This is a genomic window from Ruegeria sp. YTSC003 (assembly GCF_059609785.1).
On the sequence record NZ_JBXWMK010000014.1, the window covers coordinates 1 to 25,231 of the forward strand.

Here is a 25,231-nt window from a genome sequence, read left to right on the forward strand (position 1 = left end):
CGAGCCTGCGTGATCTGAGGTTTGTACTGGTCGAATAGTTTTCGAACAGGTTTTTTTGAGCATGATCTCGTTAAAGGGCTGTCATTTCCCCAAGGATGCAGTTTCGTACGTTGTTTACTTCTATCTGCGGCACACAGTGTCCTATCGTGACTTGGAAGAGATCATGGCTGAGCGCGGTGTGCGGGTTGATCATGCCACATTGAATAGGTGGGTTGTGAATTACTCGCTGATCGTCGCAGCTCGTGCGCAGTCAAAGAAGCGTCCAACACTGAGTTCATGGCGTATGGATGAGACCTATATTCGAGTTCGCGGCAAATGGATGTACCTCTATCGGGCCGTCGACAACGCAGGAAATACCCTTGATTTCATGCTGTCAGAGCGCAGGAACCGTCCAGCAGCCGCCAGGTTCTTCGCCAAAGCGCTATCGACAAATGGAACCCCGAGCAAGATCGTCATCGACAAAAGTGGCGCCAGCGCAGCGGGCATTCGAGAGGTGAACAAAATCCTCAATCGGTTTGGCTGCTCAGCCAAAATCCAAACGGTCAGGTCCAAGTATCTGAATAACCTGATCGAACAAGATCATCGATTTATCAAGCGTCGCTTCCGGCACATGTGTGGGTTCAAATCGTTCAGATCCGCCTCGGCTACACTGGACGGCATCGAAGTCGCCAACATGATCCGAAAGCGGCAATTCCCCAGCAATACGACGTCTGGCTTCCAGCTATTCGCAGAGATCGCAGGATAGGTGTATCCAGTAAGTCGCTGACTTTGGCCGTTCCTAATATTTGCGACAGAACCGTTTACAACAGATGCCTTTCCGAGGTTGCCCACCAGCGCAATGCGAATGCCATCACAGCTTGGTCGTCATTTTGTAACCAGAAGGAAAATAGAGTTTGGCGTGAGTTACGTTTTTCTCCACCAGCCAAGTGGTTCTTTCGATGGTGAACAAGGCCGTTCCTTCGTTTTCCCCCAGGAACTCCGCAACCTCCAGATTGGCGTTGGTCGCTGAAAACGTCAGTTCGATCTCGGTAAACGGAACCTCACGGACAAGCCACTCGTTTGGCCCAATTTCTTCGAACGACTGATCGCGTGCCTGAGGAATGGTCGCAAGATTGATCCAGCGCTCTTCGAACTGAAAGGCTTTGTTTGAGGCAAAGTGCATACATCTGAGATGCAGAACCTCACCCCCTTTTGGGATCTTGACCCGAGCGCGCAACCAGCCGGGGGCGGGGATGACCTCGCGCTCTACAAGCGAATACCGATAGGAGGCCCCGAGGTTGGTGATTTCTTCCCGAATAAGCGGAATTGTGATCCGGGCTTGGCGCGTCGGGGCTGTTTTAACCCGTGTTCCTGCCTTGCGCTTACGCTCAAGAACGCCATCATCAACCAGTTCGCGCATTGCTCGATTTACTGTGGCCCGCGCACAGCCAAATTCCTTGGCAAGCTGAATCTCACCGGGCACTGCCGCGCCGGGCGGCCAGGTGTTGTCGCGGATGCGGCCAAGGATGTTTGATTTTATATCCTGATAGCTCACCCGCACGACAAATGGCCTATAATATGTCTAAATTTATTGCATAATGTTTGTACTCGTATGCGGCGAGGGATTGCAACCGTCGGCGCGCCCAATTCGAACAACAGCAAGCATACGCAGCCTTCCTATGACCAACCCGAAATGCGAGCAGCAATGAAGCATGTCCGAACCAGAACCCTGGAGCCCATCCTGTGGAAAAACGGCATGGGGACCACGCGAGAAATTGCACGGGCAAGTGGCGAGCAGGGCGTCATCTGGCGTGTGAGCCTTGCTGACGTCGAAGCTGACGGGCCATTTTCCACATTTCCGGACATGTCTCGTATCCTGACCGTTGTCGAGGGAGATGGCTTTGATCTGGTTGGTCCGGCGACACCGTTGAACGCGCGGTTTTCCGATCCACTCAGGTTCTCAGGCGATCTGGAATTGTGGTGTCGGCTGATAGCGGGTCCAGTGCGCAATATTAATGTAATCTATGATTCTGTTCAGTGCGCTGCATCCGTGGATTGCCTGACCGGTGAGGACACTCATGAGCTCCAAGCGGGTCCGAACGAAGTTCTGTGTCTGTTTTCAGTGTACAAGGGCTGCTCTATCGACGGACACAGGGTTGAGCCCACTGAGGCTGCGATCCTTGAGGATGGCAATTTCACAGTCATCGGGCTCGAGGACAGCATTACGTTATTGGCGCGCCTCACGAACCGGTAGCGGGCAAGAGAACCTCAATCTACCATGGGAGGTAACCTAGCCGTCACGCGTTGAAATTAGCCCGGGGTGCATTTTTGCGTGCGAAGTTTCGACAGGTGGCTCAGCAATGCGTTCGCTGTTTTCCACGTCACCTGCTCCTTTTCTTCGGCGGTCAGTGCTGCCGGAACAACCGCATGAGTATAAGGATCGTCCGTGAAGATCGGATAATCCGATCCCAGCATAATTCTGTCTGCGCCCAAAAGCTTAACAGCTGCCTCCAACGCACGTGGCCCAAGCGAAGCGCAATCGTACCAGAGCCGACGCAGACGCTGGGTCGGGAACGGATCATCCGGGTTGCGATGCCGCGCAATGCTTTCTAACCGCTCAAAAATAAAGGGGAGCGTGCCGCCCAAATTAACTATCTGAAAGGAAACAGCCGGGTAAGAATCCAACAGGTCTGACATGATCATGGTCAAGGCGACCTGAGAAGCGCTGGATTGCAGTTCCACTGCGGACAGTCGATATTGCGTCAGGTCCGCAGGGCGCGGCGGCGGGTTTTGCCCGACTTTCAGACCAGGGTGCAGCATGATGTGACAGCCGTATTCGTTTGCCGCTTCCAATAGCGGTCGCAATGTGTCAGCTTCGGCCAAAGAGTTGAAATAGTTCGACGGCAAAATAATTCCAGGCAAACCCAGATCGCGACGAACACGGCGAAGCTCTGCACAGGCAATATCAAGATCATCCAGCGGAACTCCGGCCAACCCGATCAGTGCACCATCGCTATCAATTCCCAACTGGGCAAGGTGATCGTTAAAGGCAGAGATAACCGGTGCAATTTCCGTGGCGGGCAACAGATCAGCGCCAAGTGCTCCGGGGAAGGTCAGCAAGCGGTGCGTCAGTCCCTGCTTTCGCATTTCGGCCAGACACACTTGCGGGTCATGATAGGCATCGGTGAACGGAAATTCTCCATTCATCGCTGACATCACAGTGACACCATCTGTGCGTGTTCTGAGGCGAGGATGCGACTTTCGGGCGCGCAAAGTCTCGACCAGCCCACCACCGTAGTAATGGGAATGCATGTCAATGCGCATATCGGTCTCTCCTGACATCTCGATTACTGACGTAGCGCACAGAAAAGGCCCACCGATTGATTATCGCAGCGGGCCTTTTACAATGTCAAAGTCAGAACGTTACAGGCCCCATTTTGCGGCGGTCGCCGCGAAGAATCCCTGCGACTGACGCAGTTCGATCCAGCTGTTCACATAGTTGATCCATACCTGATCGCTTTGGGGCATCAGCATCGCGATCGGTGTCGGCGCACGCGCCTCATTTACTTCAATCTGACGCAGGTTTGGGAATTTTTCGAGCAGGGTCGAACCTTCGATATTCGATGTGATGAAAACATCAGCGCGCCCTGCCAGAACCTCCTGGAAACCGCGCGCCGGGGCCTCAACGACCTTGATGTCAGCGTCAGGGAACCACTCGCGGACGCTTTTCTCGAATGTCGTCCCCAAGGTGGTCGCAACCTTGACTTCCCCGTTGTTGATCGAGTCCCAATCCGAGAAGTTTTCAGCCTTTTCTTCAGTCGTAAAGGGATAGATTTCAACTGAGATATAGCTATTCGAATACCCGGCAGCTTTCAGGCGGGGCGGGCTGATAGAGGCCGAACCTGTAATGTGATAGTTCCCGGCAACGACACCGTTTACCAGGGTCTTCCAATCCGTTGCCACGAATTCAAGCTCCACGCCCAGATCTTCGGCGAGTTGGGTCATGACGTCGATATCATATCCCTTGTAGGAATTGGTTGCCGGATCCCGGACGGACATCGGGTTCCAGTCGCCGGTTGTCCCGACTTTCAGCACCCCATTGTTCAGTATGTCATTCAGAGCCGATTGGGCATTGGCCGCCCCTGTGAGCATTCCAAGTACAAGACCCGCGGCCAGGCCCATTGATTTCAGCAGCTTCATCGCTTCCTCCCCTTTTGTTCGCGCGTTCGCAACCAGATTTATGTCTGTATTTATCACATTTTGTATAGTTTTAATTTGAAGGCAAAGCTAGTCTTACGCTAACAATCTCAAAGGGGCAGGTCTATGTCAGATGCATCGCCGGTCATCACAATCCGCGACTTGAATAAGTGGTACGGAGACTATCACGCGCTCAGAGACATCAATCTGGATGTCTCGCTTGGGGAAAGAATTGTTGTATGCGGGCCTTCGGGATCCGGCAAATCAACGCTCATACGATGTGTGAATTCTCTGGAGGAGCATGATTCCGGTTCGATCACGGTCGACGGGATCAAAATGACGGACAAAAAGGCCGCCGAAGAAATCCGATCCGAGGTTGGCATGGTGTTTCAGCAGTTCAACTTGTTCCCCCACCTGACAATTCTCCAAAATCTGACGCTAGGACCAATCAAGGCACGTGGCCTGTCGAAATCGGACGCGGAAGAACGCGCCATGACATATCTCGAACGAGTCCGGATTCCTGATCAGGCGCACAAGCGGCCAACCGAACTTTCCGGTGGTCAGCAACAACGGGTCGCCATAGCGCGCTCACTTTGCATGGAGCCCAAGATCATGCTTTTTGACGAGCCCACCTCGGCGCTAGACCCCGAAATGATTTCAGAAGTGCTCGACGTGATCGTGGATCTTGCCCAAGAGGGAATGACGATGATCTGCGTCACCCACGAGATGGGGTTCGCGCGCAAGGCAGCGGACCGGATGATCTTTATGGATCAGGGCGAGGTGATCGAAACAGGTACACCCGAAGATTTCTTCGAGGCACCTAAATCAGAACGTTGCAAGCTTTTCCTCAGCCAGATCCTTCAGCACTAAGGGGTATCACATGAAACGTACAACGCTTGTCGCTCTTTGTGCGCTTGTCATTCTCGCCGGTTGTAGTTCTTCGGGCAACTGGGGATGGTACGTCGTCAACCCCTCTACAGAAACGGGTCAGAACAACATCCGATTTCTTTTGTCGGGTTTCTGGTCGACGATCAGCCTGTCGTTGATTGCCGCCGTTCTATCAATGGCCATCGGGCTTCTGGTTGCCCTGCCGGGCATGTCTTCAAACCGATGGCTGCGGTTACCAAGCAGGGTCTACATTGAATTCATCCGCGCCATACCGCTCCTGCCGATGTTGTTCTGGGTATTTTACGGATTCCCGGTTGTTCTGAAATCAATCGGTATCAATATCAGCATCGACGCGTTCTGGGGCGCGATCATCACGCTGGCCATTTCGGATAGTGCCTTCACCGCCGAGATCTACCGCTCGGGCATCCAGTCGATTGACAAGGGTCAGACCGAAGCGGCAAAAACTGTTGGCCTGAACTACCGCCAGACGATGCAGTATGTAATCCTGCCGCAGGCGATTAAGCGGATTCTACCCCCGTTGGCGAACCAGTTCATCTATATTGTAAAGATGTCCGCCTTTGCCTCGGTGATCGGGATGCAGGAGTTGACGCGCCGTGCCAACGAGTTGGTCGTAACGGAATACCGACCGCTTGAGATCTATACGCTTTTGATCTTTGAATATCTTGTTCTCGTCCTGATCATCAGCTTCTTCGTACGCTGGCTGGAACGAAAAATGAGATCGGACGAAAGCCGCTGATCAATGAACAAAGCTGGCGAAATCCGCGGCGACGGCCTGCGCCGCGGCATTGACGAGTTCACGCCCGTGTTCGGGTCGGGCCAGTTCAGAATAGGACCCAACGCGCCCATCGGGAAAGTCGCGCCGATGTTCATCGGGCGGCCCATGGCGGTCACCCGCGTGGGCCGCGATGTACTCGGCAGAAAGCTTGCGCGGAGGACTCGTGACTCTGGCCTGAACAACGCGATGGGTGGCCTGTGTAATCGCGACCTCGGATGGGGTGGCGTGCATACCCTCCCAGTCGCCGTAATAGCCACGTCGGAGTTTGTTGACCCGGTCAAAGTCCCACCAGCTCCGAATTCGGACTGTCGCACTTACGTCGTGGGCCGCCTTCCGCAAGGGCTCAAGGTTGGCACCGTGGCCGTTCAAAACATAGATCATCGAGAATCCATGGTGGGCCAGCCCATGCATAACCTCTCTCGCCAGATCGCCGTAGAGACCGGTGCTCAGCGAGACGGTGCCCGGAAAGCTCATGTTGAACGGCGCAGGGGCGTAAGTCAGTTCGGGTGCCACTATCGCGCTAGCGATATCGGCCGCAGCCCAGGCGATCTCGCGCGCGCAAATGGCATCCGTACCGATCAGACCGATGGGTCCGTGCTGTTCGATGGACCCGGTCGGCAGAATAACTCCCTTTCGGGTTTTGAGGTATGTCTCGACCTCGGTCCAGGTCATCTCTTCCAATCGCATATTGCCAGCTAACAGAACCATTCAAGAAAAGGAAAGACACGATGTCCTGGAGCGGATTTCTCACTGAAACAATGGAACGTATAGGCGTTTTGCAGAAACAGGCCCCGGGTATGTTCGAGGGGTTCAACTCGATGTCCAAAGCCGCCAAACGCAATGGCGCGCTGGATGAAAAGACCAAGGAGCTGATCGCCCTGGGCATTGCAATTTCGACGCGTTGCGACAGTTGTATCGGGTTTCACACCAAATCGCTTGTCCGGCTCGGCACTACCCGCGAGGAGTTTTGCGAAGCATTGGAGATGATCGGCTATATGGGTGGCGGTCCTTCGATCGCCTTTGGCGCAAAAGCGCTGGAAGCGTTTGACGAGTTCAATGGTACCGGTGCTTAGGGGCCACACTAAGGCAGCGTGCATCTTTTTCTGTCATCCGTCAGAGCTGTTGACCCACTGAACAGTACCTTCATCTGGTTTTGTTGCCAAGATTTGAGCCCGTTGAGTTGTTTGAGCACTCGCTTGTGAGTCAGGTGGCGAGCTCAGCGAACTGCTGAAATGGACAAAGTTCGGGCGTGAGTTGGCCGCTATGGATCATGTGCGACACTTCGCTTCCGTCGAGCGTTGCCGCCGCTGAAGCAATGGTCTTGAACCTGCACATGTGGCGTACCCTCTGAATGAATGGGATGTGTCGCAAACTTTTGGAAGGGCCAGTGGCGGCGATTTACTGGCACGCCTATGGTTCTGTTGCAAATTTTTGAGCATGGCGAGCTGAATCAGCGATCGTATCGGTGTTAACCGGCGAGTTCGGCAAAATGTTTGAATGGACAGACTCCAGGCGTAAGTTGCCGTTTGCGCACATGTTTTGAGAACTGGGGCAAGCCGCGGAGCTTTTGAGCCGCAGATCCAATTGAATTCCTGAGTCAAGCTGGTCAATTTCGAACCAGTTGTTTCCAATTTTGCACGAACTCGCGTGGTAGTTGCCGTTATGACATTGCGTAAATGGATTTGATCTGAGGAAACTCCATGGCAACGCCCGGCAATTTTATCTTTTTTGTAACGGACAATCATGCGCGCAACTTTCTTGGCGCAGCGGGGCATTCAACTGTGCTCACCCCGAGCCTGGACAAACTTGCTGGACGTGGAGTTCGTTTTGAAAACGCTTACGCCACCACAACTTTGTGTTGCCCGGCTCGCGCAGCGATCGCCACCGGCCAGTATCCTCACCAAACCGGGTTCTGGGATAACGCGACGATGTATGATGGATCAGTTAAGTCCTGGCACCATCGGCTGCGCGACGCAAACGTGCCAGTCACTGCAATTGGGAAACTGCATTACCGTTCAGAGCAAGATGACAATGGATTTGCCGAGGAAATTCACACGATGCACGTGGTCGATGGGATTGGATCCCCGCTGACGTTGTTGCGAGCAACTGAAGATGGGGTGCCAAGTCGCGCGGGTCACAAGGCAATCTATGGGAATTCTGGGCCGGGAGAGACAGATTACCAGATTTATGACCGCCAGATCACCGAACGCGCAATCGACTGGTTGCGCGCCAATGCCGACAACGCTGAGCCGTGGGCCTTGATCGTTTCTTATCCCAGCCCGCATCCCGCGTTCCGGGCGAAACAGGAGTTCTGGGATCTGTACCCTCCGGAAGACATGACTTTGCCGTCCACGTGGGACGCGTCTGATCGCTATGACCATCCAGCTATGGCGTATCTTGCGTGGATGAATCAGTTGCCTCAGGGCATGGACGAAGCATTCTTGCGAAATGCCTATGCCGGATACTGCGCCCTGATCACTCAAACCGACGCAGAAATTGGCAAAGTAATTGATATGGCTGAAGAACTGGGCCTGACTGACACCACGCGGATAGCTTACACATCGGATCACGGAGAGGCAATCGGTGCTCATGGTATTCTGGGTAAGGCCAATCTGTATGAGCATTCCGCCGGTGTTCCACTAATTTTGGCTGGTCCGGGATTGCCGGAGGGTAGGACGGTTTCAGATTGTGTCGGTCATGTGGACCTGTTCCCGACTATTTTGGATCTGTTTGACGTGCCAACCCCAAAGGACGGGGGCCTGCCGGGTTGTTCGCTTTTGCAAGTGATCAATGGCGAGCAGCCACAGAGAACGGGTTTTTCCGAATATCATGCGATGGGAAGTGTAAATTCCAGTTTCCTGATACGGCAGGGTGACTGGAAACTGATCTATCACGTCGATATGCCCAACCAGCTTTTTAATCTGGCGACTGACCCTGATGAAGCAATCGATTTGCTGGCCGGTGGGAACACCCACCCAAAAGAGGCAGAACTATCGGCACTGCTGTGCGCGATGGTCAATCCCGAAGAGCTGAACGCGGTCAGCAAGGCTGATCAGTTGGCCCGGATCGAGGAGTTGGGCGGTTATGAGGCCGTAAGAAATTCTGGCTCTATTGCGGCCTCGCCCATTCCCGGCATGAAAGTCAATCTGGAGAAGATCTGAGTCTGCCGTTTAGTCGGCATCCAGTTTCTTGTCCAATTCTTGCCGATACGCCAGAACCTCATTTCGGATCGCTTTTTTCATGAATGCAGCGGCTCCGTCGACTTCATTGTCGACGGGAACGACGAAGCCAACAGGAATAGAATGCTGTGTTTTAATGCGGCGCAGAACATGGGTTTCCCCAAGCAGGGCCTTGGAGAAAATGCCGTCCGTAATGGTCAAACTGCCGACTGCCAGCCCGATATTGATCGCGACGTCAACCGTTCCGCTTTCTTGCCGAACGTTTGGGATTAAACCCGCACTGTCGAACACCCGAGCAATGCGTTGACGCATGATCGAACCGCTCTCTATCAGCGACAGAGGTTCATTGGCCAAAGCCTGAACAGGAATTTCACGTTGGTCAGACAAACCATGTGTCCGAGGTAAAGTAACGCACAAGGGAAAGTCGATGATTGGCTCTCCGCGAACGCCGGCATGCACAACGGGAACCGTCGTGAGCGCAATGTCGAACATGCGCGATGCAGCCCAACGTTTGATACTATGTCGGGCCTCAACGCTGATGCTGACACGAGTGTTGGACTTGGTCTCACGGTAATAGCGACGAACAGCGCTTGGGAGAATTTGCTCGGCCATTCGGGGAAACCCGAGTATCCGGATCGTCTGCTCTTTGGTCGCGCCATTGCGAATGGCATCGGAAATTCGCGGCAGCTCATCTACGACACTGAGCGCTCGAATTGCTTCGGGTAAAAAGGTTTCAGCTGCCTCGGTAGGGATCAGGCGCTGCCGTTCTCTGCGAAACAGTTTCAGTTCCAGATCACGCTCTAACGCCGATAGCATTCTGCTGGCCGCAGATGGCGTCAAATGCATCTTCTCAGCGACGCTTGCAATTGTCCCTGCCTGCATGACCTCAACAAACAGCCTGAGTGAGGGAATTTTGGGCATTCTGGCGGACATTTCTGAACCCTGACTTGGTGCCAATTTGGTGTATTTTGGGAACCAACTTGCCGGAATTATTCAATCCGTGCACGAGTAAAATAGTCAGCTCGTGATCCGAATTTCCTCTAACACTCATATCAAAAAGATATTTTTGAACCGATTCCTGCGTTGGTACTGTTTTTACTAAATCTGGGATCTCTGATTGGATCTGTCGGTTCGAAAGTGGGGCACAAATGAACAATGACGCAATTGCGGCGGCCAAAGAGGTTATGCATCGCCATGTGCAGGCACTGAATGCACGTGATGCCACGGGCATATCGAAGACGCTCCACTTTCCACATTATCGATTGTCCGGCGAGGCGGTGAAGATCTGGGAAACCCCAGACAGCTATTTCAGCGATTTTAAGACGAGGGCTGGGGGCGATTGGGGCCATACCGAATGGGGGCATCTGAACGTGCTGCAATCCAGCCAAAGCAAAGTGCATTTGGACGTAATGGTGAACCGGTTCGACCACGACGGGCTGCCCTTGGTGTCTTTTCCTTCGCTGTGGGTGGTTACACGGATTGATGGTATTTGGGCGGCGCAGATGCGGTCATCGTTTGCGCAGGATCTGCGTTGAACTGATATCAGATTTTCTTCTTTCTCTGGCACGGCTATAGTGGTTTAGACTGCTTAAATTGCTAGAGTTTGATATGAACATCCGTCAGCTTCGCTATTTCATTTCAATCGTTGATCAGGGCAGTGTTTCCAGTGCCGCGAGGGTACTGCATATTGCCCAGCCCGCGTTGAGCCAGCATATCGCAAATCTGGAAGAAGAACTTACCACCGAATTGCTGATACGCTCATCACGGGGGGTCAAACCGACAAAGGCTGGCGAAGTTCTGTATCAACACGCCCGCAAGATAGTGGCGCAGATGAAGCAAGCCACCGATGACGTCCGGAAAGAGGCGGATACGCCCCGTGGTGAAGTTTCGATCGTCGTGCCGCCGATGTTGGGCGTTCATGTTGCGCCGTTGTTGTTGGAAAGGGTGGCCGAGAAGTATCCCGAGGTCGAGCTTCGAATTCTGGAGGAGCTGGCGTTGAACGTGAAAGAGATGATTGAAAACAGCCGCGTGGATCTGGGTATCCTGGCGACCCGCGAAAAAGCGTCCAAGGCTGAGTATCTGCATCTCTATACGGAACCTTTATACTTGGTGACCCGACGCAAAGAGGGCGACAAACCCTGTTCCGGGGATGAAACCATCGATGTCAAAGCCTTGTTCTCTACGCCATTGGTCTTGAGCCAGCAGTCTCATGCTGTCCGCGAAATTGTCGAAGATGTGGCTGAAAAGATGGGTCGAGCGCTGAACTTGCGTGTCACAACAGAATCCGCCCGGCTGAGGCTTAGCTACATCCGCAGCGGTGTAACGTCGGGTGTGCTGCCGTGGCCGTCAATTGATGCACTTTGGCGCCGCGGGGAAATCTCTGCAAAACGTTTGGTCAAGCCAGATTTGATCCGCGAAGTTTACTTGACCTGGCCACGCAATCAGCCGCTGAACGCGGGATCGCGGGCCGTTCGGCAAGAGTTGCTGGATATCTGCCACGAACTGTTTGACAGCGGTATTATCCGAGGCACGTTTCGGCATGTGCAAACCGAAGGTCAGAAGCCGTAAAGGCGCGCCGGATTATCTGACAGGATTGCTTTCCGAGTTTCTGCGGATGGGGCCCAAGTCGCCAATTCATCCAACAAATCGCCGTCATTGGGCATAGCGACCGGAATATGTGGGTGCGGCCAGTCGGTCCCAAAGACAACCTGATCTGGGTTCGCCGCAACCAATGCCTGCGCGACGCGTGTGACATCTTCATAAGGCAGCGTAGCCCGACCTGTGATCCGATATGCGCCTGAAAGTTTGCTCCAGGCCTTGCCTGTGCCCATCAGGTTCAACAAAGCCTGAATCCCTTCTGAATCGATGCCCCCTGCCACTGGAAAGTGCCCCATATGGTCAAAAACGGTCTGCAGCGGCAGGGTCGAGAAAAAGGCGTAAAGATCGGGGAAAGCGCTGACGTCGAGTAACACCTGAAGATGCCAGCCCATCGGCGCGATCTTGTCGGCGATAGTGCGTACCTCGGTCATCGCCTTTTCACCGCTGAACAGCAGATTGGCCCGGACTCCGCGCACGCCCTGATCATGCATGTGCTGCAACTCATCCTCGGTGATCGAAGCGTCAACCACGACCACAGCACGGTAGCGTTCAGGGTCGGTAGCCGTGGCCTCAAGCGTCGCACGATTGTCGGTGCCGTAAATGCTGGGCTGTACGATAACAGCGCGCTGAAACCCCAATGTTTTAAGCAAATGTTCATATGATGCCAATGACGCTTCCGGAGGGGTATACAATCTGTCCGGCACCATCGGGTACAGTTCTGGCGGGCCGAACACGTGGGAATGGCAATCGCAGGCCAACGGTGGCATTTTAAATTGCGGCGCGTGCGGTGCCCCATCCGGTGCCGCGCAGCTCGGGATTTCTGCGTTGGCCCCAGTCATGTCGAGGTGCCGTTTGACGCGACAAAGTCAGCGTTAACGCCCGGGGCAGGGGTTGCGCCAAACCCGCCACGCTCCAGTACCGCCTCAACACCGCCATGTTTCGCGATGATCGCCGCCTGATCAGCTTTGGCCTGACGGTCAACCGCATCCGGGTCGCAAACCTTGAGCAGTTCAGTATGCAGTTGGGCACGGGTCCCTTCGTACTCGGGCGCGGTCCCCAGATCGTTGACTTCACCCGGGTCGGTGTCAAGATTGAAGAGCTGTGGCTCATAGCCGGTGTAATAAATGTATTTCCACGGGCCCTTGCGGATCATGAACGCCCCGGACATGGCGCCGGCAGCGTGATACTCTGAGAATACAGCGCGGTCAGGGCAATCTTCCTCAGCCGCAATCCGGAACAGGGAGCGGCCGGGCAACTTAGGGTCATTGGCCTTAAAACCAGCGCACTCCAGTACGGTGGGAAAGACATCTGCCAGCGACACCGGTGTCTTGCTGACCTTGCCGCCGGGCACGTCTGGTCCGGCCATGATCATTGGAATGGCGGCGGCCTCTTCGTACATGTTGGATTTGCCCCACATGCCACGCTCGCCCATGTTGTCGCCGTGGTCGCTAACATAGATGACATTTGTGTTGTCGTTCAGCCCAGCAGCTTCGATCGCATCCAGAATTCGACCAACATTGTAGTCCATGAAGCTGACCAGTCCAAAATAACCGGTCAGCGCGGCCTGCGTGCGTTCCTCATTAAAATTGTCGTAGACAAAGCAATGGCGCAGTGCCTTGAGCCAGGGGTGGTCATCCTCGCGCGCAGGTTTCGAAGGTTTGAGATCCATGTCCTTGTACAGGTCATAAAACTCCTGTGGTGCGGTCAGCGGGAAATGGGGCGCAACCATCGAGATGAAAACTGTCCATGGCTTGTCGCCCGCCTGTTCATTGCCACGTTCGGCAATCCATTCGCATGCGGCATCGGTGATGTTGCGATCATACGTGGTGTACGAAGTTTCACCTGCGCCTGCGCTGTCGGCCAGATCGCGGGCTTTCCAACGGCGCGGCAACGGCTCTCGTACACATCCCAGCACGTCGCCGACACCGTTGACCAGATGCATCGGGATCTGCTGGAAATCCAACCCGACTGGGTCAGATGCGTTGCGGTAGTGCAGTTTGCCGATCGAACCCACCGGGTTACCGTTTTGCTGCAGGTAATGGCCCCATGACTTCGGCTCGCCCGTGTAAGGTGTGGCATTGTCCCAATGGCCGGTCTGATGGCCATATTTACCAGTTGCAAAACTGGCGCGTGCAGGCACGCAGATGGGCGCGTTGGTATAGGCGTTTTCGAATAAGGTGCCCCGCGCGGCCAGCCGGTCAAGATTGGGTGTCTTGATAAATGGGTGTCCGGCGCATCCCATGATGTTGGATGCGTGTTCATCAGACATCAGGACAATCATGTTAGGGGTGGTCATTGCGGCCTCCATTTTGTGCGTGCGCTTCAATCCGCGCCAAAAGTGCGGAGCTGGGATGTGCGGGTTTGACGTTGCCATACCGCCCCGCTTGGGACCGGCAGGAAAACCCGGTCGCCAAAGCGCCAGTTCCGGCAACGTTTAAGGGTTCGCGCCAAGACATTTCGAACAGTTGGCTAGACATGTCTCGGTGTTCGGCTTCGTGGCCAAACAAACCAGCCATGCCGCAACACCCGGTGCTGGCGATGTCGAGCGTCAGGCCGAAATGCCGAAACACTGCTTGCCAGCGCCGGGGGGTGGCGGGGTCGGCTGTTTTCTCGGTACAGTGTGAAAACAAGGTATAGCGCCCCGTGTCATCAACGGGCATTTGGGGAAGTGAGTGCAGAATGTCAGACAGGAATAGGTCCAATGACATGACTTTTCGCGCGCCCAGATCGTATTCCTTGTTCAGCAGGTCGGTCACGGCGGGTTCAAGGCTGATCAAGGGCAGATCGTCGGGCATGACCCGCAACAAAAAAGCGGTTGTCTGATCGCGCTGCGTTTCAAAGGCATCCATCATGCCACGCACTTGCCGTGCCTTGCCATTGGCCACAGGTGGAATGGCCCAGACAGTAAATCCCAGCTTCTTCAACAGGGCTGTTGATTGCGCAACCACGCCGGTGTCGAATGCGCCAGTGAAACTGTCGAGGACCAGAAGTGCCGGATTCTGACCCCATTTCGATGGCGTCGTGTCCGGATAAACAATGCGACCCCCGGCGTTTTGCACCGCCTCTTCTGCGGTCAGCGGCGCATAGCGCGGGATATCGACAAGGCCAAATCCCCGGTTCAACACAGCCCTGGTCAAGCTTTTCCCCAACACCAGATTGGCCAGACGCGGCAGCTTGCGCAGGGCAAGCGAAAGCCCCTCCATGTGGCGCAGCAGGTGATCGCGTGCAGGGCGCGCGCGGGTCTGGAAGTACTGATGCAAAAAGGCGGATTTCATCGCCGGGATATCTACGCGGACCGGACATTGACCGGTGCAGGATTTGCAGGACAGGCACGTGTCCAGACTGCGTTTCAGCGCCTCTTCAACAAGGGCGGCATCCTCGCCGGTTGAGCGCAGACGCGCCCATTCGCGGAATAGGCTGGCGCGACCCTTGGGGGCTTGAACCTTATCGTGCGTAGCCTTGTAGGACGGGCACATTGGATCGCTAGGTGCCCAGTTGTGGCACGCCCCGTTGCCATTGCAGGCAATCGCGCGTTCGATGGCGCCAAAGTTTTCTTCGTTGATTTCCGCATCGCGAGGGCCGCGCATGGGTACGGCGTCGATCTTCATCACCGTCAGATCGCTTTCGGCGGCTGTCACCAACTTGCCGGGGTTCAGGCGATTGTCGGGATCAAACCAAGCCTTGATTTTGCGCATCACCGCATAAAGCTCGGGACCAACATAGCGTTCAACATATTCGCCGCGCACGCCCTTGCCATGCTCGCCCCAAATCAGGCCTCCGTGTTTCTGACACAGGTCCGATACCGCGTCCGAGACTTTGCGGATCATCGCCCGATCCTGCGGCTCTCGCATGTTCAGCATTGGGCGCACGTGGACGCAGCCGACATCTGCATGCCCAAACATGCCATAAGATAACTCGAACTGATCCAGAAGCGCGCCGAATTCGGCGACAAAGGCTGACAAGTTTTCGGGCGGTACAGCGGCATCTTCGACAAAAGGCAGCCCGATCCGCTTTGTCTCAACCGCGGCCAGCAGTCCTACAGAGCGTTTGCGCATTTCCCACAATGCTGACATTTCGTCGGGTTCTGCCGTGGTCACCTGTGCTGTGACATACACGTGGTTTTGGTTCAGAATTCGGGCCAGACGTTCTTGACCGGCTGTGACGTCTTCAACCGTTTCACCGATGAACTCGACAAACAGGAACCCGCCTGCATCGCCGATCTGGCCTAGCACGCCCTCAAGCTCGCTCCACATGGGCGAGGCGGCGGCAAGGGCAAGGATCTTGTCATCCAGAAACTCTATTGCGCTTGGATCTGCCTGCACCAGATGCGGAACATGTCTGAGCGCCAATGCGCAGTCGTCATAAGCCAGAACTGTCAGCGCCCGCTGTTTTGGAATTGGTGTCAGTCGCAGGGTCAATTGGGTGGTCAGCGCCAATGTCCCCTCTGACCCAGCCAGAAGCTTGATAAAGTCGAATTCACCCGACGCGCCGCGCGCCTGATCAAGGTTATAGCCGGTCAGCCCCCGGTTCAGCTTTGGGAAACGTCGGGCGATCTCGGCGGCCTTGTCGTCCAAGTCCTGACGCAGAGCATGTCCCATTTGACCAAGCTCCGCATCAAGTGATCCGTGAGTGGTGACAGAGACAGGCCGCCCGTTGGCCAGAATCACATCCGCTGCGATGACATGATCAGACATGCGCCCATAGATCCGGCTGCCTTTGCCGCTGGCATCGGTGGCAAACATACCGCCGATTGTTGCCCGAGAAGAGGTCGACACCGTGGGTGCAAAGAAAAATCCGTGGGGTTCGAGAAAAGTGTTGAGCTGATCCAGCACGACACCGGGCTGAACCGTGACAGTTCCTGCCTGCAGACCCAGGGTCTCGATACCCCGCATGTGGCGCGACATGTCTACAATCACACCCGCGTTCAGTGATTGCCCGTTGGTTCCCGTTCCACCACCGCGTGCTGTCAGGGCAATGTCATGCTCTTGCGCCAATCGGGCCAGTATTGCGACGTCCTTGCCGGATTTGGGAAACAGGATCGCGTCTGGAGTAATGTGATAGATGCTGTTGTCCGTGGCGGCGACCAGACGAGCGCCTTCATCGTTTTCGACATCACCGGAAAATCCCTCTATGCGCAGCGCATCGAGATACCGAGACAAGGATTCGGGGGGGTGATCCAGCATGTTAGCGATCCTGCAGGGTTGGTCCGGGCGCAAATACGCCCGAACCCATGGCTTCAGGTTTGCGGCGTGGGCGCTTGGTTCGACGTCCGCATGCGGGCGATGATCCGAATACCAATGGCAACCAGCGGTATGGCAAAGAACACCAGCGCAACAGGACGGTGCAGGAAGATGCCAAAGCCGTCATCGGTCAGTAGCACCGATTGGCGCAGCGCTTGTTCGGCACCTGGTGCCAGAACAAAAGCAATGATCGTGGCAGCGGGGCTGAAGTTCAGAGTCCGCATGAAGTAGCCGATCAGACCAAAGAGGCAGGCAACGGTGACATCGAACATCGACGAGCGCGCCGTGTAGGCCGAGATCAGTGCCACAGCCAGGATAGTTGGATAGATCAGACGCTGCGGCACCTTGTCGATCACACGACCGATCAGTGGACCACCGAACCAGCCAATGAGACCATATAGAGCGATCCCGATCAAACCGGCTGCGAACAAACCGTAAACGATGTCGCCCGAGGTCTCAAAAATCTTTGGCCCCACTTGGATGCCATGGATCAGGAACACGCCCATGAGCATCGCCGCAATGGTCGATCCGGGCACACCAAGCGCCAAAAGCGGGATCATCGACGGACCGGACACGGCGTTATTGGCCGCTTCAGGTGCCGCGACGCCTTCGATCGCTCCTTTGCCCCATTCATCTTTGTTTGCAGCTTTCGCCCTGGACGAACCATAAGCCACAAAACACGCCACGGCGGAGCCAACGCCCGGAATCAGACCCACCATCGAACCGATCACCGAACCACGCCCGATGAAGGGCAGGCAGCGCTTGACCTCGGCCCAGCTTAGGCGGTCGTCATCGGGATTCTTGGCGCGGATTTCGTCATGATGTTCTTGACCTTTGCGCGCAGGGAAAACTTGAGCAAAAACTTCGGAGATCACGAACAGACCAATAAGAAGCGGAACCAGCGAGAAGCCGTTGTAGAGTTCGACCATACCGAAATCGAACCGCGGCTCGGACGTAATCGGATCCAGACCGATCATCGCCAGCGTTGCCCCGAACAGAGTCGATGCGATGCCTTTGAGTACCGAGTCTGAAATGACAGAACCGATGATCAGGAAGGCACAGACATAGATCGCAAAATAATCGGGCGGACCCAGCTCTCGGGTCAGCTGCGCAATAGTCAGCGCGCCAAAAATCAGGATGAACTCACCGACAAAGTCGCCAATGACCGAGGCCACAGTCGCCGTTTTCAACGCCTTGCCCGCCTGTCCTTTCTTGGTCAGCGCGTGCCCGTCGATTACTGTGGCCGCAGCCGCCGTTGTCCCAGGCGTGTTGAACAGGATCGCGGATATCGACCCCCCGAACCGTCCAGCCTTGCCGATGACGTAAAGAAAGGCCAATGCCGACAGAGGGTCGATGTAATACGTGATTGGCACCAGCATGGCGATCGCGGCCGAGGCCGTCAGCCCCGGCACAGCACCCACGATGACACCCAGGACCGCGCCAAGCACTACAAACATAAGCGTCTCGGGCGTGGTGAAGATGGTGTAGAAACCGTTCAGAAGTTCCATGTCATATCCCTCACTTCAGCCCGATCAGGGCCAGGGGGTTGAAAATGGTCGCCTCCGGTTCAAACACGGTCATCAGCTTGAAGAACAGCAGATAGAGCGCGACGGTCGCACAGACAGGCAACAGGATCAGGGCCGGGCCACGCACGGCGAAGATCAACGCGGCTACCAAAAGCAGCACGAAACAGGCTGTGACGTAACCAAAGGCGCCGAACATCCAGACAAAAGCGATTCCCAAAGCAAAGAGCGGCACTGCGTCGGCAAAGAAGCGTTTGATCTCAAAGCTTGACTTGTCAGCAGGGGCGACTTGCTCGCGCAGGCCAAAAACAGTCATGGTCACGCCGATCAAGCCCAGGGCGACACAGATGGCTTGTGGAAAGAACCTTGGTCCGATGCCTTCCTCATCAATGAAATCCAGCGAGATGTTGAAGGATTTCCAGAAAAAGAAAGCCGCGAGCACCACCAAGGCCAATCCGGCAAAAATGTTGTGGCGCGCAGTCTTGCGCGCCACTTCAATTTGAACACCCTCGGTCATTCCAGGGTTTCCAACAACTTGACCCACTCGACCTTCGAGTTTTCGATAGCCGACGCGGTATCGGGGCCGCTCACGCTCGAAGTCGGCAGGCCGGCCTTGGAGAGGGTGTCGATATAGGCAGTTTCCTGAGTGATCGCGACCAAGGCATCGGACAGTTGCGCAACAACCTCGTCAGAGGTACGAGCAGGAGCCATCACGATCATCGGGGTTGAAACTGGGATGAAGTCGACGCCCAGTTCCTTGGCCGAAGGGGCATCAGGCGCCGCCGGGTGACGGTCGTTTGACAACACGGCCAGCAGGCGCACGTCGTCCTCAAACCCACGGCCCAGGTGCGCGCCCATGACGCCAAAATCAACATCTGCGCTGGTCAGCGCAGCACGCACGCCTGAGCCACCTTTGAACGGAACGTCCTTGGCTTTGACGTCGTTGGGGTTCAGAACACCCAGACCCGCCATGTGCCAGACGTTGCCGCGACCAGTGTGACCCCAACGCAGTTTAGTGTCCGAAGTTTTGGCTGCTTCGATCAACTCGTCCAGCGATTGGATCGGCGAACCAGTGGGGACAAAGATGCCGGCGGTCAGCTCACCAATGGTGCCGACCATTTTGAAGTCATCTTCCGAAACAACCTGTGGTTTGATCAGATTTTTCAGAACCATCGAACCGGCGGACGCCAGATAGAGGGTGTACCCGGTGGGCGGCTGGTCTGCCACAAAGCGACCACCAACAAGGCCGCCACCGCCGGGTTTATTGACGACAACAACGGGCTGACCGTCCAGATGTGCGTCAGCGGCGCTGGCCAGCGCACGGGCGTAGGTGTCGGTGCCGCCGCCTGCCTTGAAGCCGACGATCAGGTCGATCGGGCGCTCGGGAAAATCCGCAGCCTGTGCCATGGAAGCGGCAGCCGCCAGGACAGTGCCGGTTAAGGCCGTTTTGATCTTAGCAAGTGTGAACACGTTTGTTTCCTCCCAAACATGAGTTTCGACCGAATGAGGTCATTGGATTTTGAATTGCATCGAGATTAGCGAGGGCTTGCTGATCGCAGAAATATTATATGCGTATCCCGGCTATCACGTTTTCCGATGCCCAGTTAAACGCGCTCCAATAGCACGGAAATACCTTGACCGACACCGATGCACATTGTGCACAGTGCTAACGAAGCTTCGCTCCGACAGAGCTGATTTGTGGCCGTCAAAGCCAAACGCGCACCTGACATGCCTAGGGGATGACCAAGGGCGATGGCGCCGCCATTTGGATTCACATGCGTCGCGTCATCGGGCAACCCAAGGGCGCGCGTGACGGCCAGCGCCTGTGCAGCAAAGGCTTCATTCAACTCGATCACGTCGATCTGGTCGATGCGCATGCCAATTCTGCTCAGCAGTTTTTGTGTAGAAGGTGCAGGACCATAGCCCATGATGCGCGGTGCAACACCTGCCGAAGCGCCTGCCACGATCCGTGCCCGTGGCGTCAGCCCGTGACGTTTGATGGCCTCTTCGCTGGCGATGATTAAAGCCGCCGCGCCATCATTGACCCCGGACGCGTTGCCCGCCGTCACCGACCCGCCCTCGCGGAACGGTGCGCGGAGTTTGGCCAGGCCTTCGGCGGTTGTTTCCGCGCGAGGGTGCTCATCAGTATCGATAACTTTGGGATCACTTTTGCGCTGAGGTATGATCACTGGTGTGATTTCTTCAGCGAAGACGCCAGCCGCCTGCGCCGCCGCCGTCCGCTGTTGCGAGCGCAAGGCGAATGCGTCCTGATCTGTGCGACTGATCCCGAAATCTTCGGCCACGTTTTCGGCCGTCTCAGGCATCGAATCGACGCCATACTGGGCCTTCATCAACTTGTTGACGAACCGCCAGCCGATGGTGGTGTCATGCACTTCATTGGCACGGCTAAAGGCGCTGGTGGCTTTGGGCATCACAAAAGGTGCCCGGCTCATGCTTTCGACACCGCCTGCGATGATCAGGTCTGCATCTCCCGATTTGATCGCGCGCGCGCCATAAGCAACCGCATCCAGGCCTGAACCGCACAGCCGGTTCAATGTCGTGCCGGATACGTTTTCGGGCAATCCCGCCAGCAGCGACGACATACGCGCAACGTTGCGGTTATCTTCGCCTGCCTGGTTGGCGCAGCCATATAGCACATCGTCCACAGCGGCCCAATCGACGTTCGGGTTCCGCTCCATCAGCGCCATTAAAGGCACAGCGCCCAAATCGTCGGCCCGAACAGAAGACAACCCGCCACCATAGCGCCCGATGGGCGTGCGGATGGCATCGCAAATAAACGCATCAACCATCAGATCACCCCCGCGTCGCGCATTGCCTGAATGGCAGCCGCGTCATGGCCCAGATTGCGCAGGATCTCATCCGTGTTTTGTCCTTTCTTGGGCGGAGCGGACTGAAACTCGTTCAGACCGGCGGAGAATTTGGTGGGGTATCCGGCCTGGAACGTCTTGTCCTCGCCTTCGCCCAACTCACCAAACATGCCGCGTTCGATCAAATGCGGGTCTTCGAACAGGCGCATGTCTTCATACACCACCGCCCAGGGCAGATCGGTCGGGCCAAAAAGCTCTTCCCACTTGGTCAGGGTTTTCGAGGCGAACATGTCCGACATCAACCCATGCACTGCCTGTTTCTGTTGGTTTCGCAGCTTGTTGGTGCGGAAATCCTCGCGCCGCAGGTCGGGGAATTCGTCGCCCATCATCTCGGCCAAGACCAACCAGAACTTGTTCTCGAATAGACCGATGGCGATGTGTTTACCATCTTTGGTTTCAAAGATGTCATTGTCGGGCATCACAAAGGACATCCGATCCGGATCACCGTCGCACAGATCATGCGCAATCCGCACAAGCGGTGAGGACCAGTTGACCATCGCATCGGTGATGGACACGTCCAGATACTGCCCTTTGCCGCTCATCTTGGCAGATCCCATGGCAACCGCCAGCGACAGCGCGCCATACATCGCCCCGGCGTAGTCCGACAGTCTGACCTTGGGGCGCGCGAGCTTGTCGTTGACCTGAGAGGGCACCGCAAAATAACCCGACAGTGCCAAAAAATCGATATCGTGACCCGCCCGTTGACGATAGGGACCCGTTTGACCAAAGCCCGAGAGTGAACAATAGACGATGGCCGGGTTTTGCGCCTTTACCGCTTCGTATCCGAAGCCCAGTCGGTCCATTACGCCGGGACGAAAGCTTTCGATGACGGCATCTGCGCTTTCCAAAAGCTTGGTCAGTACCGCTTTGCCTTCGTCGGATTTCAGATCCAGCGTCAGCGACTTCTTGTTGCGGTTCAGGCGGGCAAACATGTCTTTGCCCAGAAAGCGCCCCGGGTCGCCGTGTTTGGGTTCTTCGATCTTGATGACCTCAGCCCCCAGATCGGCAAGCGTTTGGGTTGCAAAAGGCCCGGGCAGCAAGCGCGACAAGTCTATGATGCGCATACCGTTCAGAAACGACCACTCATTCGTCATTGTGCGGCCTCCGGGTTTGCGGTTTTCCATTCTTTCTGGATGCCTTTTCCGATCGTGTTGCGTTGAATCTCTGAACTACCGGTGAGCACGCGGAACATACGCAGGCGGCGGAACACCCATTCTACTGGATGGTTCTTTGTCATGCCGGTTGCCCCATGGATCTGGATCGCTTTGTCAGCAACCTGAAAGGCATTTTCTGCCACGAAAACTTTGCACATCGACGCCTCGGTCCGGATGTTTTCCCCCCGGTCGGCCTTGGCGGCGGCCGCGTGGATCATTGAATGAGCAGCAAAGTTGGCGGTCTTCATGTCGGCCATCATGTGCTGGATCGCCTGGAAATTGGCGATAGGCTTTTTGAACTGCACCCGACGATTGGCATAATCCACTGCCTGTTCCAACGCGAATTGGGCATGGCCCAGCATGGTCGGGCATTGCAGCAGGCGATTGATGTTGATCCTTTCCATCCCCAATTTGAAACCACCACCCAGTTGGCCCAGTATGTTGCGCGCAGGCACGCGAACGTTCTCCAAGATAATGTCGTTGTCGATGTGTTGACCCGACATGGGTAGGTAATGTCCTTCGATCCGGTATCCGGGCGACTTTGCATCTACCAGGAATGCCGTCACGCCGTTGGTTCCGGCCTCTGGGTCAGTCACACACATGACGATGGCAAAATCCGCCGTGCGCGAGGCGGTGATGAACCGTTTGTGGCCGTTGATGATGTAATCATCTCCGTCCTTGACCGCGCTGGTCTGAATACGCGCAGCATCGGATCCGGCATTGGGTTCGCTCAACGCAAAACACCCTGCTCGTTCGCCGCGGGCTGCCGGGTAAAAGAACTCTTCGTTCTGCCCTTCTGTCGCTTGTGTGATGATATACCCGATCCTCATCGGGCCACCGTTTTCACCCAAAACGCAGCCATAAAGCGCCGCGTTCGACCGGGTGGCATCCTTTTTCAGAGTACAGAGCTGATCGATAGACAGGCCTAAGCCGCCGAACTCTTCGGGCAGGTTGCAACCATAGATGCCCAATTCGCGCGAGCGTTTCCACCATTCTTCGAGCTGAGCACGTTCGAACCGAGTTTCATGGGTCAGCCCGTTCTCTTTTTCGAACGGGAGCATTTCATTGTAGAGTAAGTCGTTGACCTTGGTGCGAAGCTCGGCAAATTTGCCCGCTTCCAGGCCAGCTGTTGCGCGGTTCAACCCCTGATTCATGATTACACCTTCCGATCCGAACCGGCCCAGTATCCATCACGCACCTGACGGCGCAGGATCTTGCCGGCGTCATTTTTAGGGAGCTCGACCACAACATCGACCGAATGCGGTTTCTTGAACTTGCCCAGCTTGTCCACGCAATGCGTTATCAGGGCATCGGTATCGATTTTGGCACCATCGCGTGCCACAACAACGGCCTTGACTGCCTCGCCGAGGTCAGCGTCAGGAACGCCGACAACGCAAACTTCGTAAACCTCAGGGCGTTCGAACAGGGCATTTTCAACTTCGTTGGGGTATACATTGAACCCGCCGGTGACGATCATGTCCTTCTTGCGGTCAATGATAAAGATGTAGCCGGTGTCGTCGATATAGGCGATGTCGCCAGTGTGATAACGCCCGTCTTTCAGAACCGGAGCAGTCAGCTCGGGCGCGTTGAAGTAGCCTTGCATGACATCCTCGCCCTTAACCACCAGCTCACCAGCCTCGCCCACGGGCAATTCGTTGCCTTCGTCATCGATCACCGCGACCTCAGTCTCAAAGAGGGCACGACCGCAGGAGCTAAACAGTTCGGGCCGCCCGTTCAGGGCCAACTCATGGTCCGCTTCGGTCAGCAGCGTAACCGAAGAGCACACCTCACCCGCGCCGTAACCCTGGTTTAGGATCGGGCCAAAGAACTCGACCGCTTCTTGCAAACGCGCTGGGGAAATGGGGGCCGCACCGTACCGAAGCAACTTAAGTGAGGAGAGGTCGTAGTCGCCTCGGTTTGGTGCGGCCAGAATGCGGTTGATCATAGTCGGGACCAGATAGGTCTGCGTAACCTTTTCGGCCTGAAGCGTCGAAAGATACGTGTCTACGTCGAACCGCGACAGGATGACGTTGGTGTGGCCCTGTGACAGCAAGGGCATGATCGCCATTCCGGATACATGGGTAATGGGTCCCACGTGCAAATACGTTTCATGTTGATCAGGATACAGCCGAGAACGGAAAGTGATCTTACGCAGGATTGCTCGGCGATTGCGGAGGGAATGCATCGCAGCCTTTAGCACACCTGAAGATCCGGAGGTGTAATGGTGCACCATGATGTCATCTGGCGAGACATCCGCGCAAACGGTCTCGGTCTTAGCCTGAGCTAGAGCATCCTCATAACTACCACCGTCGCCCATCACCAACAGCTGCAAGTTTTCGTTTTCATTGAATGCCTGCTGCGCCGCTGCCAAATGCGCCTCGTCTGTCAGCAGAATTTTGACTTCACTGTCCTTGCAGACGTGAACAACTTCGTCTGCTGACAGGCGTGCATTGATCGGCACGCGGGTAAAGCCACCTTTGAGCAGAGCCACCTCGGCCTCGACGATTTCGGACCGGTTCCAAGCCAGAACCGCTACACGATCACCCTTGGTCAATCCTGCATCCGACAACGCGTTCGCAAGCCGGTTTGTACGCTCTTCCAGTGTCGCATAGGACAGTGATACGCGTTCGTCCTTTACGGCAATCCGGTCGGCCCAGAACAGGGCGGCGCGTGTTACAAGATTTCCCAGGTTCATGTTCAATTCCTCGCATTATCCGATCCAGGCCTCGAAATGCGGAGGCACAGCAAGATTGAAAGGAAGGGTAGAGGGCTAGTTGTAGACAAGAAAA

The 25,231-nt window shown here is 55.7% G+C and carries 23 protein-coding genes; 8 read left to right on the plus strand and 15 right to left on the minus strand.

Annotation, left to right across the window (positions count from 1 at the left end):
* Positions 1–61: 61 nt before the first annotated feature.
* Positions 62–745, plus strand: coding sequence for an IS6 family transposase (locus AC2FFH_RS20225; protein ID WP_496845190.1), 684 nt, complete (start codon positions 62–64; stop codon positions 743–745).
* A 105-nt stretch (positions 746–850) separates the two neighbouring features.
* Here the strand turns inward: AC2FFH_RS20225 and hutC are convergent, their stop codons facing one another.
* Positions 851–1,534, minus strand: coding sequence for a histidine utilization transcriptional repressor HutC (gene hutC / locus AC2FFH_RS20230; RefSeq protein ID WP_496845191.1), 684 nt, complete (start codon positions 1,532–1,534; stop codon positions 851–853).
* Positions 1,535–1,684: 150 nt separating this feature from the next.
* Here hutC and AC2FFH_RS20235 point away from each other — a divergent pair, with 150 nt between their 5' ends.
* Complete coding sequence (locus AC2FFH_RS20235; protein ID WP_496845192.1) at positions 1,685–2,233, plus strand: HutD/Ves family protein; 549 nt, start codon at positions 1,685–1,687, stop codon at positions 2,231–2,233.
* A 56-nt stretch (positions 2,234–2,289) separates the two neighbouring features.
* On the opposite strand, the gene AC2FFH_RS20240 is transcribed toward AC2FFH_RS20235, so the two are convergent.
* Both AC2FFH_RS20240 and AC2FFH_RS20245 read right to left on the minus strand, forming a co-directional pair.
* Positions 2,290–3,303 (minus strand): amidohydrolase family protein, encoded by a 1,014-nt coding sequence (locus AC2FFH_RS20240; RefSeq protein WP_496780784.1) that lies wholly within the window; start codon positions 3,301–3,303, stop codon positions 2,290–2,292.
* A 99-nt stretch (positions 3,304–3,402) separates the two neighbouring features.
* The gene (locus AC2FFH_RS20245; protein WP_496780783.1) at positions 3,403–4,179 is read right to left on the minus strand and encodes a transporter substrate-binding domain-containing protein; all 777 of its coding nucleotides are present in this window, start codon (positions 4,177–4,179) and stop codon (positions 3,403–3,405) included.
* Between the two features lie 123 nt (positions 4,180–4,302).
* On the opposite strand from AC2FFH_RS20245, the gene AC2FFH_RS20250 reads away from it, so the two are divergent.
* Both AC2FFH_RS20250 and AC2FFH_RS20255 read left to right on the plus strand, forming a co-directional pair.
* A complete protein-coding gene (locus AC2FFH_RS20250) occupies positions 4,303–5,046 on the plus strand; it encodes an amino acid ABC transporter ATP-binding protein (protein WP_496725760.1) in 744 nt (247 codons plus the stop codon).
* 10 nt (positions 5,047–5,056) lie between these two features.
* Positions 5,057–5,821: an amino acid ABC transporter permease gene (locus AC2FFH_RS20255; protein ID WP_496725759.1), complete on the plus strand. Its 765-nt coding sequence runs from the start codon at positions 5,057–5,059 to the stop codon at positions 5,819–5,821.
* On the opposite strand, the gene AC2FFH_RS20260 is transcribed toward AC2FFH_RS20255, so the two are convergent.
* Positions 5,822–6,568, minus strand: a complete 747-nt coding sequence (locus AC2FFH_RS20260; RefSeq protein ID WP_496845193.1) for a creatininase family protein — start codon at positions 6,566–6,568, stop codon at positions 5,822–5,824.
* A gap of 20 nt (positions 6,569–6,588) precedes the next feature.
* Here AC2FFH_RS20260 and AC2FFH_RS20265 point away from each other — a divergent pair, with 20 nt between their 5' ends.
* Together AC2FFH_RS20265 and AC2FFH_RS20270 are read left to right on the plus strand one after the other, a co-directional pair.
* Entirely contained in the window at positions 6,589–6,933 is a 345-nt protein-coding gene (locus AC2FFH_RS20265; protein ID WP_496845194.1) for a carboxymuconolactone decarboxylase family protein, read from the plus strand.
* Between the two features lie 627 nt (positions 6,934–7,560).
* Positions 7,561–9,021: a sulfatase family protein gene (locus AC2FFH_RS20270; RefSeq protein ID WP_496740967.1), complete on the plus strand. Its 1,461-nt coding sequence runs from the start codon at positions 7,561–7,563 to the stop codon at positions 9,019–9,021.
* 9 nt (positions 9,022–9,030) lie between these two features.
* Here AC2FFH_RS20270 and AC2FFH_RS20275 read toward each other — a convergent pair whose 3' ends face one another.
* Positions 9,031–9,960: a LysR family transcriptional regulator gene (locus AC2FFH_RS20275; RefSeq protein ID WP_496740969.1), complete on the minus strand. Its 930-nt coding sequence runs from the start codon at positions 9,958–9,960 to the stop codon at positions 9,031–9,033.
* Between the two features lie 227 nt (positions 9,961–10,187).
* Between AC2FFH_RS20275 and AC2FFH_RS20280 the strand changes: the two genes are divergently transcribed.
* Both AC2FFH_RS20280 and AC2FFH_RS20285 read left to right on the plus strand, forming a co-directional pair.
* Positions 10,188–10,574, plus strand: a complete 387-nt coding sequence (locus tag AC2FFH_RS20280) for a hypothetical protein (protein ID WP_496780778.1) — start codon at positions 10,188–10,190, stop codon at positions 10,572–10,574.
* 73 nt (positions 10,575–10,647) lie between these two features.
* Positions 10,648–11,607 carry a LysR family transcriptional regulator gene (locus AC2FFH_RS20285; RefSeq protein WP_496725753.1) on the plus strand — a complete coding sequence of 320 codons (960 nt, stop codon included), beginning with the start codon at positions 10,648–10,650 and terminating at the stop codon, positions 11,605–11,607.
* Here AC2FFH_RS20285 and AC2FFH_RS20290 read toward each other — a convergent pair.
* From AC2FFH_RS20290 to AC2FFH_RS20335, 10 genes are all read right to left on the minus strand, one after another.
* Positions 11,595–12,476: an amidohydrolase family protein gene (locus AC2FFH_RS20290; RefSeq protein WP_496845195.1), complete on the minus strand. Its 882-nt coding sequence runs from the start codon at positions 12,474–12,476 to the stop codon at positions 11,595–11,597. The two genes, AC2FFH_RS20285 and AC2FFH_RS20290, sit on opposite strands and share 13 nt — an antisense overlap.
* A complete protein-coding gene (locus AC2FFH_RS20295) occupies positions 12,473–13,933 on the minus strand; it encodes a sulfatase family protein (protein ID WP_496845196.1) in 1,461 nt (486 codons plus the stop codon). Before AC2FFH_RS20295 ends, AC2FFH_RS20290 begins: the two co-directional genes overlap by 4 nt.
* Positions 13,920–16,820 (minus strand): FAD-binding and (Fe-S)-binding domain-containing protein, encoded by a 2,901-nt coding sequence (locus AC2FFH_RS20300; protein ID WP_496845197.1) that lies wholly within the window; start codon positions 16,818–16,820, stop codon positions 13,920–13,922. Before AC2FFH_RS20300 ends, AC2FFH_RS20295 begins: the two co-directional genes overlap by 14 nt.
* Before the next feature lie 53 nt (positions 16,821–16,873).
* On the minus strand, positions 16,874–18,385 hold the full coding sequence (locus AC2FFH_RS20305) for a tripartite tricarboxylate transporter permease (protein ID WP_496725749.1): 1,512 nt from the start codon (positions 18,383–18,385) through the stop codon (positions 16,874–16,876).
* Positions 18,386–18,395: 10 nt separating this feature from the next.
* Positions 18,396–18,917 carry a tripartite tricarboxylate transporter TctB family protein gene (locus tag AC2FFH_RS20310; RefSeq protein WP_496845198.1) on the minus strand — a complete coding sequence of 174 codons (522 nt, stop codon included), beginning with the start codon at positions 18,915–18,917 and terminating at the stop codon, positions 18,396–18,398.
* Positions 18,914–19,870: a tripartite tricarboxylate transporter substrate binding protein gene (locus AC2FFH_RS20315; RefSeq protein WP_496845199.1), complete on the minus strand. Its 957-nt coding sequence runs from the start codon at positions 19,868–19,870 to the stop codon at positions 18,914–18,916. Before AC2FFH_RS20315 ends, AC2FFH_RS20310 begins: the two co-directional genes overlap by 4 nt.
* Before the next feature lie 134 nt (positions 19,871–20,004).
* On the minus strand, positions 20,005–21,210 hold the full coding sequence (gene pcaF / locus AC2FFH_RS20320; RefSeq protein WP_496845200.1) for a 3-oxoadipyl-CoA thiolase: 1,206 nt from the start codon (positions 21,208–21,210) through the stop codon (positions 20,005–20,007).
* Positions 21,210–22,382, minus strand: coding sequence for a CaiB/BaiF CoA transferase family protein (locus AC2FFH_RS20325; protein ID WP_496845201.1), 1,173 nt, complete (start codon positions 22,380–22,382; stop codon positions 21,210–21,212). The genes pcaF and AC2FFH_RS20325 overlap by 1 nt, the downstream gene beginning before the upstream one ends.
* The gene (locus AC2FFH_RS20330) at positions 22,379–23,596 is read right to left on the minus strand and encodes an acyl-CoA dehydrogenase family protein (protein WP_496845202.1); all 1,218 of its coding nucleotides are present in this window, start codon (positions 23,594–23,596) and stop codon (positions 22,379–22,381) included. The genes AC2FFH_RS20325 and AC2FFH_RS20330 overlap by 4 nt, the downstream gene beginning before the upstream one ends.
* 2 nt (positions 23,597–23,598) lie before the next feature.
* Positions 23,599–25,137 carry a class I adenylate-forming enzyme family protein gene (locus AC2FFH_RS20335; protein WP_496845203.1) on the minus strand — a complete coding sequence of 513 codons (1,539 nt, stop codon included), beginning with the start codon at positions 25,135–25,137 and terminating at the stop codon, positions 23,599–23,601.
* Between the last annotated feature and the right edge of the window lie 94 nt (positions 25,138–25,231).